Genomic DNA, 11,603 nt, shown 5'->3' on the forward strand with positions numbered 1-11,603 from the left:
AGCATCGCGTGTCCTCCACTCCGACACCGTGAACCCACCACTCGGACAGCACTTCCGGGCGCCGAGTGCGCGACTCGCGGTGTCGGGGTGGAGGACACGCGCGACCGGAGTGGAGGACACGCGGTGTCGGAGTGGAGGACACGCGGGGGTGGTGGGGCGCGCGTAGATTGGTGGGGTGGCTGAGGTGGGGTACGGCGGGGCGGGTGGGAAGAGGGCCGTGCCGTTGGTCAAGAGGGTGATCCCGCCCAACCCGTTGTTGTCCGCCGCGGTGGTGCTGGGGTTCGTCGGGTTCCTGTACGCGGTCGAGGCCGTGGACGTGGTGCTGGGCGGGCGGCTCGACGACGACGGCGTGATCCCGCGCGACTTCTCCGAGTGGGACAACATCCTCTGGTACCCCTACCTGCACGCCGACTGGGCCCACCTGACCGGCAACGCCGTGCCGCTGCTCGTCCTGGGCTTCCTGGCCACCTCGGGCGGGATCAAGCAGTTCCTCCAGGTCACCGCCGTCATCTGGCTCGTCGGCGGGCTCGGCACCTGGGTGGTCGGCTCCGCCGGCAGCCACATCGGCGCGTCCGGCCTGGTGTTCGGCTTCCTGGCGTTCCTGCTGGTGCGCGGCCTGTTCGCGCGCAGCCCGTGGCAGGTCGTGGTGGCCCTGGTCGTCTTCGCCCTCTACGGCACCGCGCTGTGGGGCGTGCTGCCCGGCCAGCCCGGCATCTCGTGGGAGGGTCACCTGTTCGGCGCGCTCGGCGGCGTGCTCGCGGCCTGGGGCGTGGCCCGCGACGCCAGGGTTAACCTCGGGGCGTGACGCCAAGCGCCGACTCGCCCATCGGGATCTTCGACTCCGGCGTCGGGGGCCTGACCGTCGCCAGGGCGATCATGGACCAGTTGCCGGAGGAGCGGATCAGGTACGTCGGGGACACCGCCAACGCCCCCTACGGCCCGCAACCCATCGCCCGCGTCCGCGAGCACGCCCTGAAGATCGCCGACCGGCTCGTGGCCGACGGGGCGAAGATGCTGGTCATCGCCTGCAACACGGCGTCCTCCGCCTGCCTGCGGGATGCCCGCGAGCGCTACGACGTCCCGGTGGTCGAGGTCGTGCTGCCCGCCGTGCGCCGCGCGGTCGCCACCACCCGCACCGGCCGGATCGGCGTCATCGGCACCCGGGGCACCGTCACCTCCGGCGCCTACCAGGACGCGTTCGCCGCCGCGCGCGGCGTCGAGGTCACCGCCGTGCCCTGCCACCGGTTCGTGGACTTCGTCGAGCGCGGCATCACCTCCGGCCGCCAGGTCCTCGGCCTCGCCCAGGCATACCTGGAACCCCTCCAGCGCGCCGAGGTCGACACCGTGGTCCTCGGCTGCACGCACTACCCGCTGCTCACCGGCGTGGTCCAGCTCGTCATGGGCGACGACGTGACGTTGGTCTCCAGCGCCGAGGAGACCGTCAAGGACGTGGTGCGGGTGCTGACCGAGCGGGACCTGTTCCGCACGGGTGCGCCCGACCAGGTCTTCTCGTGCACCGGCGACGTGGGCGCGTTCGCCAAGCTCGCCCGGCGATTCCTGCCCCAGTTGGAAAACGCGTCCTTCCGCACCCACTGCTGAGCCGGCACGCTCGCCGGGTGCTGTTGACCATCCTGGGCTGCTCGGGCAGCCTGCCGGGACCGGACGGCCCCGCATCCGGCTACCTCGTCGAGGCGGACGGCTGCCGGCTCGCGATCGAGCTGGGCAGTGGCGTGCTCGCCGCGCTCCAAGCGCGCCACGACCCGTTCTCGATGGACGCGCTGCTGTTCTCCCACCTGCACCCGGACCACTGCAGCGATTTCACCACCCTCACCGTGATCCGCCGCTACCACACCGACCCGCCCTACGACACGGCCGAACGCCGCCTGCCCGTGCACGGGCCGTCCGAGAGCGCCGACCGGTTCGCCCGCGCCTACGCGGAGACGGCCGAGGAGCTGCTCACCGCGGACCTGTCGGACGTCTTCGAGTTCCACGCCCTCGCCGACGGCGTCCCGTTCCGCGTCGGCCCGTTCGAGATCACCCCGGTCCTCGTCGACCACCCCACCGAGGCGTACGGGTTCCGCATCGCCACCGGGACCGCGACCCTCGCCTACACCGGCGACAGCGGGCCGTGCGACGCGCTGCGGACCCTGGCCGACGGCGTGGACGTGCTGCTGTCCGAGGCGACCTGGACCCACGCCGACGACCGGCCGGCGGGGCACCACCTGTCCGGCGTGCAGGCGGGCGACCTCGCGGCGGCCGCGGGCGTCGGCCGCCTGCTGCTCACCCACGTGGCCCCGTGGACCGACAAGGGCGCCGTGCTGGCCGAGGCGCGCGGCCGGTTCCGCGGCCCCGTGGACCTCGTCGCCGCGGGCGACACCTACGCGGTTGACGAGCCGGTGGCGCGGGTAATCGGCGGCCATGGCAACTGACGTCGTCGAACTGATCCTCGAAGACCACCGCAGGTTCGAGGAACTGTTCCGCCAACTGCGCGACCGGAACTCCGACCGGACCGCGCTGCTCGGGGAGCTGGCCGCGCTGCTCGTGGCCCACGCCGAGGCCGAGGAGTCCGAGGTCTACCCGGCCCTCAAGCGCTACAAGGAGGTCGACAACGACGAGGTCGACCACGGCGCCGAGGAGCACGCCGAGGGCCACCAGGCGCTGCTCGCGCTGATGGAGGTCGGCGACACCGAGTCCGAGGAGTGGGAGAGCAAGCTCGAGGAGCTGGTCGAGGCGCTCAACCACCACGTGGACGAGGAGGAGCGCACCATCCTCAACGACGCCCGCGAGCAGGTGGCCGACTCGCGCCGCGAGGAGCTGGGCAGGCTCTTCCTGGAGATCAAGCAGGACCGCCTGGACGAGGACTGCGGCGACATCTCGTACGTCCGCAAGATCGCGGCCGACACCAAGGACCGGATCGACTAACGTCGGTCGGGTGTCGAACGTCGAGGTGCGCCGGGTCGGTCAGCACGACTTCGTGGCGGAGAACGACCGGGGCGCCTCGGTGCGCGTCGGCCGCGCGGGCGCGGAGGGTTCCTTCTCGCCCGTCGAGCTGCTGCTCGCCGCGGCGGCCGGCTGCGCGGCGGTGACCGCGGAGACGCTGGTCACCCGCCGGGTCGGCGAGGGGCGGCTGGTGGCGCGCGCGGACGACGTGCGGCCCGGGGGCGCGCACGAGCTGGACGCGGTGCCGGTCACCCTCGACTACGACACCTCGGGACTGGACGACGAGCAGTTGGCGGCGCTGGAGCAGGTCGTGCGCCGGGCGGTCGAGCAGCTGTGCACGGTCACCCGCACCCTGAAGAAGGCGCCGCCGACGCCGCTGGTCCTGCCCGGGAACACCGGCTCCGGGACCCCCTAGCTCGCGCCGATGCCGTCCCACACGGCCGTCGAGCCGCTGTGGCCGATGCGGACCACCTGCACGGTCGCCGCCGCGCCCGCCGCGATCACCAGCACCGCCACCACCGCGGAGATCCGCCGCCACGTCCGGGGCACGTTCGCGTCGTCGGCCGCCGCCGCGCCCTCGCGGTCGGCCAGCCGCCCCGCGACCAGCAGCGCCACCACCGCCACGCCGAAGCCCAGCGCGAACGGCAGCAGGTCGTTGCCCAGCGACGCGTGCCGCTCGATCAGGGGATTACCCAGGTCGGCGAACCGCGTGTAGAGCTGGTCGCCGGACCACTGCGCCAGCGGGACGGAGCCGACGCCCGCCACCGTCACGCCGAGCAGCGGCCACGTGTAGCGCCGCCGCCAGCGCGGCACCACGGCCAGGCCGACCGCGCCCGCGGCGGCCAGCGGGAGCAGCACCACGACCGCGTGGACCAGCAGCGGGTGCGCGGGGAGGTCGAAGATCGTGACCAGGTCGTTCGCGAGTGCCATGCCTCTCCCTACGCCGGTGGGCCGTCCCCGGGTTCAGCGCAATAGGGTAGTGCCGTGCTGAGGAGCGATGGCAGGAACGACGACGTGCTGCGCGACATCCGGATCACCCGCGGCTTCCAGCAGTGGCCCGCCGGGTCGGTGCTGATCGAGTTCGGCAACACCCGGGTGCTGTGCGCGGCCAGCGTGACCGAGGGCGTGCCGCGCTGGCGGTCCGGCTCGGGGCTGGGCTGGGTGACCGCCGAGTACGCGATGCTGCCCTCGGCGACGCACACCCGCGGCGACCGGGAGTCGGTCAAGGGCCGCATCGGCGGTCGCACGCACGAGATCAGCCGCCTGATCGGCCGCGCCCTGCGCGCCTGCATCGACCTGGCCGCGCTGGGCGAGAACACGATCGTCATCGACTGCGACGTGATCCAGGCGGACGGCGGCACCCGCACCGCCGCCATCACCGGCGCGTACGTCGCCCTGGCCGACGCCGTGACCTGGCTGTCCGCCGCCGGCCGGCTGGCCGACCCGCAGCCGCTGTCGTGCGCGGTGTCGGCGGTGTCGGTGGGCGTGGTGGACGGCCGCGTGCGGCTGGACCTGCCGTACGAGGAGGACTCGCGGGCCGAGGTCGACATGAACGTGGTGGCCACCGACGCGGGCACCCTGATCGAGGTCCAGGGCACCGGCGAGGGCGCCACGTTCGCGCGCTCGACGCTGGACAAGATGCTGGACGTGGCGCTGGCCGGGTGCGCGGAGCTGAACCGCCTCCAGGCGGAGGCGCTGGCCCTGCCCTACCCCGGCGTGCTGCCCGAGCCGAAGGCGAAGAAGAAGTGAAGCTGCTGCTGGCCTCCCGCAACGAGAAGAAGCTCGGCGAGCTGCGCCGCATCCTGCTGGCCGAGGGGCTGGAGGGCATCGAGGTCGTCGGCCTCGGCGACGTGCCGGAGTTCCCCGAGGCGCCGGAGACCGAGCCGACGTTCGAGGGCAACGCCCTGGCCAAGGCGCGGGACGCGTTCCGCGCCACCGGCCTGCCGTCGGTCGCGGACGACTCGGGCATCGCGGTCGACGCGCTCAACGGGATGCCGGGCGTGCTGTCGGCGCGCTGGTCCGGCAGGCACGGCGACGACCTCGCCAACACGGAGCTGGTGCTCGGCCAGTTGCGCGACGTGCCGGACGAGCGCCGCGGCGGCGCGTTCGTGTGCGCGGCGGCGTTCGTGTCGGCCGACGAGGAGGTCGTGGTGCGCGGCGAGTGGCGGGGCTCGATCACCCGCGAGCCGCGCGGTGGGAACGGCTTCGGCTACGACCCGGTCTTCCGCCCGGAGGGCCACGACGTGACGTCGGCCGAGCTGTCGCCGGAGGAGAAGGACGCGCTGTCCCACCGGGGTCGCGCGCTGCGCCAACTGCTGCCGCACCTGCGGGCGCTGGCCCAGGGCTGACCCCGGCGGGCCGGGCGTGGTCAGGCGGGCAGCTCGCGCAGCAGCTTGGCCACGTGCCCGGTGGCGCGGACGTTGTACATGGCCTTCTTGACCTTCCCCTCGGGGTCGACCAGGAAGGTGGACCGGATCACGCCCATGACGGTCCGGCCGTAGTTCTGCTTCTCCCCGTACGCGCCCCACGCGGTGAGCACCTCGCGGTCGACGTCGGACAGCAGCGGGAAGTTCAGGCCCTCGGCGGCGGCGAACTTGGCCAGCTTCTCCGGCTTGTCCGGCGAGATGCCGACCACGTCGTAGCCGGAGGACGCCAGGTCTCCGATGCTGTCGCGGAAGTCGCACGCCTGCTTGGTGCACCCCGGCGTGCCCGCGGCCGGGTAGAAGTAGACGACCACGGAGCGGCCGAGGTAGTCGGACAGCGACACGGGCTTCCCCTCGCCGTCGGGCAGCGTGAACGCCGGGGCCTGGTCGCCGGGGGACAGTCGCTTCTGCTCGGTCATGGGCGCAGACGCTACAGGTCAGGCCGTGCCCTCGAACGTGGCGCTCGGTTCCTGCCCGGTCCCGTTCGGCTCGACCACCAGCCGCAGCCGCACCGGGTTCTCGGGCACGGCGAACGCCACGGTCAGCACGGTCTCGTCGCCGGGGGCGACCTCGCTGACGGCGGCCGCGATGCCGTTGAGGCCCTGCACCGAGTCGCGCACCTCGGCCACCGGCCGGCCCGCGACCTCGGCCCGCACCGCGAGCCCGCCGGTGCGGTAGACCTCCTCGGTGTCGTTCACCAGGGTGAGCGTGAACACGGCGGTGCGCGGCGACTCGGGGAACGAGGTGTCGCTGGGCTTGAGCGAGGTCGGCCGCGACACCGTGACGGCCATGCCGCCGGCCCAGACGCGCTGCGTGCCGAACTCGGTGGCTCCTTGGCCGGACCCCTCGGGGCCCTGTTCGGCCACCGCGGAGGGGACCGGGGCCCCGGTGTCGAGGCCGCCGTGGTCCGCGCACCCCGCCACGGCCAAGCCCAGGCATGCGCCGACGGCCAGTCTGGCGAACTTCACGAACCTCCCCTTCCCGCCCCGGCGGTGGGCTTGCTGCGACTGCCCACCACGATGACGGGTAGAGGGGCGCGCGGGGGCCGAAAGAGGGCCTTGAAGCGCACCTGGTGCCGGCCTGTGGCCAAGCCGTGATGGCGCACGGCTGCCCGCGTGGGCGGCACCACACCGGGTGGCACCCACGCGGGTCGGCGGCGGCCGAGCCCCGGGCGGAGGACCGCCCGGAAGTTGGAGAGCGCGTCGGGGGGCGTGCGCGCTCACACCGATCATCGCGGTCCGTTGGCGAACCGCTACACCTCTACTTCAGTCTTCACCCGTTCGGATGAACGCTGGAAGAGGTCGGCCAGGAGTTCGTACGACCGGAGGCGGTCCGGCTGCTCGGCGACCATCGTGGTCACCATCAGCTCGTCGGCCGCGGTGTCGGCGAGCAGCCGCTCCAGCTGCGCCCGCACGGTCCCCGGCGAGCCCAGCACCTGCTCGGCGCGCCGCTCCTCGATGAACAGCAGCTCCAGGTCGCTGTAGGGGTAGGCGGCGGCCTCCTCGTTGGTCGGCATCCGGCCCGGCTGACCGCGGCGCAGGTTGAGGAACGCCAGCGAACCGGGCATCGCCAGGTACTCGGCGCGCTCGTCGGTGTCCGCGACCAGCACGGAGGCGCAGACGATCGCGTACGGCTCGGACAGCCGCGCCGACGGCCGGAACCGGTCGCGGTACAGGGCCAGCGCGGGCAGCGTGTTCTGCGCGCTGAAGTGGTGGGCGAACGCGAACGGCAGCCCGTGCAGGGCCGCGACCTGGGCGCTGTAGCCGCTGGAGCCCAGCAGGAACACGTCGGGCTTGTTGCCCTCGGCGGGCACCGCGTTCAGCGGCTCGGTGCCGTCGAAGTAGCCGGTCAGCTCGGCGAGCTGCTGCGGGAAGTCGTCGACGGACAGCGGCCCGGCGGTGCGGCGCAGCGCCTGGGCGGTCCGCTGGTCGGTGCCGGGCGCGCGGCCGATGCCCAGGTCGATGCGGCCGGGGTGCAGGGCGGACAGCGTGCCGAACTGCTCGGCCACCACCATCGGCGGGTGGTTCGGCAGCATCACGCCGCCCGAGCCGACCCGCAGCGTGGTCGTGGCGTCGGCGACGTGGCCGATCAGGACCGCGGGCGACGAGCTGGCGATGCCCGGCATGTTGTGGTGCTCGGCCAGCCAGAACCGGGTGTAGCCGAGCCGTTCGACGTGCCGCGCCAGCTCGCGGGTGTGGGCGAAGGCGGTGCTCGCGTCCCCGGCGGTGGTGATCGGGGCCAGGTCGAGGACGGACAGCGGCACGTCACGGAGGCTCATACCCCGGAACAACGCCTCGGGGCCCCGCTGCCTTCCCGCGGGAGGGGTGTGACCGGCACGACCGGCCGCCGGGGAAGCGGCGCGGCGCGCCGGGCGTTCCCGTGGACATGGACGTGGTGGTCATCGGCGCCGGTCAAGCGGGTCTGTCCGCCGCTTACTTCCTCAAGCGGGCCGGCCTGGACCACCGCGTCCTCGACGCCGAGGACGGCCCCGGCGGCGCGTGGCGGCACCGCTGGCCGTCCCTGCGCATGGCCACCGTGCACGGCATCCACGACCTGCCCGGCGCGCCCTTCGCCGAACCCGACCCGGACGCGCCCGCCAACGAGGTGCTGCCCGCCTACTTCGCCGACTTCGAGCGCCGCAACGGCCTGGACGTGCTGCGGCCGGTCCGCGTGCGCGTCGTGCGCGACCTCGGCGGCCTGCTGCGCGTCGAGACCGACCGCGGCGCGTTCGACGCGCGGGCCCTGGTCAACGCCACCGGCACGTGGACGCGCCCGTTCTGGCCCCGCTACCCCGGCCAGGAGCTGTTCCGGGGCCGGCAGCTGCACTCGTCGCAGTACCGGGGCCCGGAGGAGTTCGCCGGGCGGCACGTGGTCGTGGTGGGCGGCGGCACGTCGGCGGTCCAGCAGTTGCTGGAGATCGCCCGGCACGCCGCGGGCACCACCTGGGTCACCCGCCGCGAGCCCGAGTTCTCCGACGAGCCGTTCACCCCCGACCTGGGCCGCGCCGCCGTGGCGGAGGTCGAGCGCCGCGTCCGGCTGGGCCTGCCGCCGCGCAGCGTGGTCAGCGTGACCGGCCTGAGCCTGACCCCGGCCGTCCGCGAGGGCCTGCGGACCGGCGTGCTCCACCGGCGGCCGGCGTTCGAGCGGATCACCGAGGACGGCGTGGTCTGGGCCGACGGCAGCCGGCAGCGCGCCGACGCGATCCTGTGGGCCACGGGCTTCCGCGCCGCCCTGGACCACCTCGCCCCGCTGCGCCTGCGCGACCCGGGCGGCGGCATCCGGCTGGAGGGCACGCGGGTCGTGGCGGACCCGCGCGTGCACCTGGTCGGCTACGGGCCGTCCGCCAGCACGGTCGGCGCCTCGCGGGCGGGACGGGCCGCGGCGAAGGAGCTCAGGTCGTCACTGGCCCGCCCACGGGCCGCCTGACCAGCTTCTGCCCGACCACCCGGGCCGCCACCGCCAGCTTGTACCGCAGCACGTCCAGCCGGCCGACGTCCCACCGGGCCAGGAACTCGCGGGTCGCGTCGCCGTCGAAGAACCACGGCGACAGCGACGACGGGTCGTTGAAGCCCTCCCACAGCCGCTCGGCGATCCCGGGGTGGCGGGACGCGGCGAGGATCAGCTCCTTCTGCGCGGCGGTCAGCGGCGCCAGCATCTTGTTGGTGAACTCGCTCGCGTAGCGCCCGCGCTCCCACCACTCGTCGAACCGCCCGGTCAGCCAGGCCGCGGTGTACGGGCCGTCGAACGCGGCCAGCTCCTCGGCGAAGAACCGCGCCATGCGGGTGGCGTTGTTGGCGCCCTGCCCGGTCAGCGGGTCGTTGAGCACCACCGCGTCGCCCAGGCCCAGCACGTGCCGCCCGGACGGCAGCACGCCCACGGGTCTGCGCACCACCGGCAGGACCTCGCCCTTGATCCAGGTGACCGGGCTGGTCGGCCGGGCGGGCCGCAGGAACGCCGACTCGTGCGGCAGCAGCTCGTCCACCAGGCCCTTGAGCGCGGCCAGCCCCTCGTCGGCCGTGGTGACGCCGCGGAACCGGTCCGCCCGGCCGCCCGGCGCGGCCTCCAGCACGACGCTGCGCGACTCGCCCACGTCCTTGTCGTGGAACGGGACCCAGAACACCTCCACGGTCCCCGGCAGGAACGAGAACACGCCCTCCCGGTGCTCGGGCCGGGCCTCCAGGTCGTACCCGTGGATGTTGATCATGAACAGCCTCCGCTGCGGCGCGGTGTGCACGCACCGGGCCGGGTCGGGCTCGAACAGCGAGGCCAACGAGCGGTTGCCGGCGGTGACCACGACCAGGTCGTGCGACGCGGCCAGGTCCTCCAGGTCGGCCTCGGTCACCGCGCCGACCGCCACCGACGCGCCGCGCCCGCACACCTCCCGGAGGCCGCGCGAGAACTTCAGCCGCTGGTCGACGGCGAGGCCGGGCTTGCGCAGCGGCGCGTCCACGGCGAAGGCCACGCCCCGGTCGTCGGTGCACAGGTCGAGGTGGATGCGCCGCATCCGGGGCGCCTCCGGCCAGAAGTCGAGGCCCAGCTCCGCCTCGTACTCCACCTGGTCCCCGAACAGGCAGGCCGTGGGGCGACCGCGGTCGGCGAGGAGGTCCTCGGCCGTCCGGTCGGAGTACAGCGACACCCGCCACCCGGCCCGCAGCATTGCGGCGGAGAGCACAAGACCGGCCTGACCTGCACCAACGACGGCGATAGAGGGCACGTTGAGACATCCTCGGCGGCCCGCCCCGGGTGGCGCCATAGCACGTTCGGGTCTACTAGCCTGTTAAAAGTGCACAGGGGGTTGCGTTTTGTTGCCGGTTTGTCACTCGGATTCCTCACCGCGGTGGTGAACCTGCTGGTCGTGGCGTTCGTCCGGCCGGCCGCGCCCACCGTCGCCGAATGGGAGCGGCGGCGCCTCCGGTGGTCCTTCGGGATCGACACGGCCGAGCCGACCGGGGAGCGGTCGGTTCGGTACCTCGCAGTGCGCGCGCCGGTCGGCCTGTTCGGCGGGGTCGTGGTCGCCTGGCTGTACTACGGCCTGTACCAGGGGTTCGCGGTGCTCCAGCGGCTGGTCGGCGGGGTCCTGGGCGGTCCCGGGGGCGGGCTGGACCTCACCGAGGACTGGCCCGAGTTCGCCCTGAGCGCCCTGGTCGGCGTGGTGCTGCTCTACCTGGAGGTCCAGGGCATCCTCGGCGTGGTCGCGCTGGAGCGGAAGGTCGCGGACCGGTGGCTGGGGCCGGGCGAGGCCGAGCTGCTGCGCCGGCGGATCGACGAGCTGGCCGCGAGCCGGGCGGGCATCGTGGCCGCGGTGGACGCCGAGCGCCGCCGCATCGAGCGCGACCTGCACGACGGCGTGCAGCAGCGGCTGGTCGCCCTGGGCGTGCTGCTCGGCCGCGCCCGCCGCAACCCCGGCGCGGCGGCGGACCTGCTGGCCCAGGCGCACGAGGAGTCGAGGCACGTGCTGGAGGACCTGCGCGAGGTGGCCTGGCGGGTCTACCCGGCCGCGCTGGACTCGCTCGGCCTGGCGGAGGCGCTGGAGGCCGTGGCGGACCGCTCGCCCATCCCGGTGCGGCTGCGCTGCGCGCCGCCGGACGCGCCGCCGGGGGTGGAGACCGCCGTGTACTTCGTGGTGTGCGAGGCGGTGACGAACGCGGCCAAGCACTCGGGTGCGACCATGATCGACGTGGACATCACCCCCGCGGACCTCCCGGGCGCCGGCGGCGCGGTGCGCGTCGCGGTCTCCGACGACGGCGCCGGCGGCGCGGACCCGGCGGGCGGCGGGCTGTCCGGCCTGTCCCGGCGGGTGCTCGCGCTGGACGGCGAGTTCGAGGTCAGCAGCCCGGTCGGCGGCCCCACGGTGGTCACCGCCCGGATCCCGCTGGGCGTGCCGGCGCGGGAGGGCGCCGCGTGCGCGTGATCCTGGCCGAGGACTCGACGCTGCTGCGCGAGGGCCTGGTGCGGCTGCTGGCGGAGGAGGGCCACGAGGTGGTGGCCGCGGTCGGCGACGCGGCGGCGCTGGTCGACGCCGTGGCCGCGCACCTCCCGGACGTGGTGGTGACCGACGTGCGGATGCCGCCCACGAACACCGACGAGGGCATGAGGGCGGCGCTGGAGATCCGCGGGCGCTTCCCCGGCGTCGGCGTGCTGGTGCTGTCGCAGTACGTCGAGCAGCGCTACGCCGTCGACCTGCTCACCGGGCACGCCGACGGCGTGGGCTACCTGCTCAAGGACCGGGTGGTCCAGGTG

15 protein-coding genes are annotated in these 11,603 nt (G+C 74.1%); 10 read left to right on the forward strand and 5 right to left on the reverse strand.

Translation table 11 applies throughout. The features are described from left to right. Positions 1-175 precede the first annotated feature (175 nt). Genes ACFV4N_RS12025 through ACFV4N_RS12045 form a run of 5 tightly spaced genes read left to right on the forward strand, consistent with a single transcriptional unit; the run spans position 176 to position 3,355 of the window. Entirely contained in the window at positions 176-805 is a 630-nt protein-coding gene (locus ACFV4N_RS12025) for a rhomboid family intramembrane serine protease (RefSeq protein ID WP_499672514.1), read from the forward strand. Beyond that, complete coding sequence (murI, locus tag ACFV4N_RS12030; protein ID WP_499672515.1) at positions 802-1,599, forward strand: glutamate racemase; 798 nt, start codon at positions 802-804, stop codon at positions 1,597-1,599. The genes ACFV4N_RS12025 and murI overlap by 4 nt, the downstream gene beginning before the upstream one ends. 17 nt (positions 1,600-1,616) lie before the next feature. Continuing rightward, entirely contained in the window at positions 1,617-2,429 is an 813-nt protein-coding gene (locus ACFV4N_RS12035) for an MBL fold metallo-hydrolase (protein ID WP_499672516.1), read from the forward strand. Beyond that, positions 2,419-2,922: a hemerythrin domain-containing protein gene (locus tag ACFV4N_RS12040; RefSeq protein WP_499672517.1), complete on the forward strand. Its 504-nt coding sequence runs from the start codon at positions 2,419-2,421 to the stop codon at positions 2,920-2,922. The genes ACFV4N_RS12035 and ACFV4N_RS12040 overlap by 11 nt, the downstream gene beginning before the upstream one ends. 10 nt (positions 2,923-2,932) lie before the next feature. Continuing rightward, positions 2,933-3,355 carry an OsmC family protein gene (locus ACFV4N_RS12045; RefSeq protein WP_499672518.1) on the forward strand — a complete coding sequence of 141 codons (423 nt, stop codon included), beginning with the start codon at positions 2,933-2,935 and terminating at the stop codon, positions 3,353-3,355. Here ACFV4N_RS12045 and ACFV4N_RS12050 read toward each other — a convergent pair. Beyond that, positions 3,352-3,870 carry a DUF2231 domain-containing protein gene (locus ACFV4N_RS12050; RefSeq protein WP_499672519.1) on the reverse strand — a complete coding sequence of 173 codons (519 nt, stop codon included), beginning with the start codon at positions 3,868-3,870 and terminating at the stop codon, positions 3,352-3,354. The two genes, ACFV4N_RS12045 and ACFV4N_RS12050, sit on opposite strands and share 4 nt — an antisense overlap. Before the next feature lie 54 nt (positions 3,871-3,924). Here ACFV4N_RS12050 and rph point away from each other — a divergent pair, with 54 nt between their 5' ends. Next, positions 3,925-4,689 (forward strand): ribonuclease PH, encoded by a 765-nt coding sequence (rph, locus tag ACFV4N_RS12055; RefSeq protein ID WP_499672520.1) that lies wholly within the window; start codon positions 3,925-3,927, stop codon positions 4,687-4,689. Then, the gene (rdgB, locus tag ACFV4N_RS12060; protein WP_499672521.1) at positions 4,686-5,288 is read left to right on the forward strand and encodes an RdgB/HAM1 family non-canonical purine NTP pyrophosphatase; all 603 of its coding nucleotides are present in this window, start codon (positions 4,686-4,688) and stop codon (positions 5,286-5,288) included. Before rph ends, rdgB begins: the two co-directional genes overlap by 4 nt. 20 nt (positions 5,289-5,308) lie before the next feature. Here the strand turns inward: rdgB and bcp are convergent, their stop codons facing one another. The 3 genes from bcp to ACFV4N_RS12075 all read right to left on the reverse strand — a co-directional run bounded on the left by bcp (position 5,309) and on the right by ACFV4N_RS12075 (position 7,641). After that, entirely contained in the window at positions 5,309-5,782 is a 474-nt protein-coding gene (gene bcp, locus ACFV4N_RS12065) for a thioredoxin-dependent thiol peroxidase (protein WP_499672522.1), read from the reverse strand. A gap of 18 nt (positions 5,783-5,800) precedes the next feature. Beyond that, on the reverse strand, positions 5,801-6,331 hold the full coding sequence (locus ACFV4N_RS12070; protein ID WP_499672523.1) for a hypothetical protein: 531 nt from the start codon (positions 6,329-6,331) through the stop codon (positions 5,801-5,803). Between the two features lie 284 nt (positions 6,332-6,615). After that, positions 6,616-7,641, reverse strand: coding sequence for an LLM class flavin-dependent oxidoreductase (locus tag ACFV4N_RS12075; protein ID WP_499672524.1), 1,026 nt, complete (start codon positions 7,639-7,641; stop codon positions 6,616-6,618). Between the two features lie 107 nt (positions 7,642-7,748). Here ACFV4N_RS12075 and ACFV4N_RS12080 point away from each other — a divergent pair, with 107 nt between their 5' ends. Continuing rightward, entirely contained in the window at positions 7,749-8,789 is a 1,041-nt protein-coding gene (locus ACFV4N_RS12080; protein ID WP_499672525.1) for an FAD-dependent oxidoreductase, read from the forward strand. On the opposite strand, the gene ACFV4N_RS12085 is transcribed toward ACFV4N_RS12080, so the two are convergent. Continuing rightward, on the reverse strand, positions 8,755-10,035 hold the full coding sequence (locus tag ACFV4N_RS12085; protein ID WP_499672526.1) for a styrene monooxygenase/indole monooxygenase family protein: 1,281 nt from the start codon (positions 10,033-10,035) through the stop codon (positions 8,755-8,757). The two genes, ACFV4N_RS12080 and ACFV4N_RS12085, sit on opposite strands and share 35 nt — an antisense overlap. Positions 10,036-10,176: 141 nt before the next feature. Here ACFV4N_RS12085 and ACFV4N_RS12090 point away from each other — a divergent pair, with 141 nt between their 5' ends. Then, positions 10,177-11,274, forward strand: coding sequence for a sensor histidine kinase (locus ACFV4N_RS12090; RefSeq protein WP_499672527.1), 1,098 nt, complete (start codon positions 10,177-10,179; stop codon positions 11,272-11,274). Further along, on the forward strand, positions 11,265-11,603 hold a 339-nt coding region (locus tag ACFV4N_RS12095; RefSeq protein ID WP_499672528.1), incomplete at its 3' end, for a response regulator. The genes ACFV4N_RS12090 and ACFV4N_RS12095, both read left to right, overlap by 10 nt.

The organism is Actinosynnema sp. NPDC059797, assembly GCF_042732085.1.
Taxonomy (GTDB): domain Bacteria; phylum Actinomycetota; class Actinomycetes; order Mycobacteriales; family Pseudonocardiaceae; genus Actinosynnema.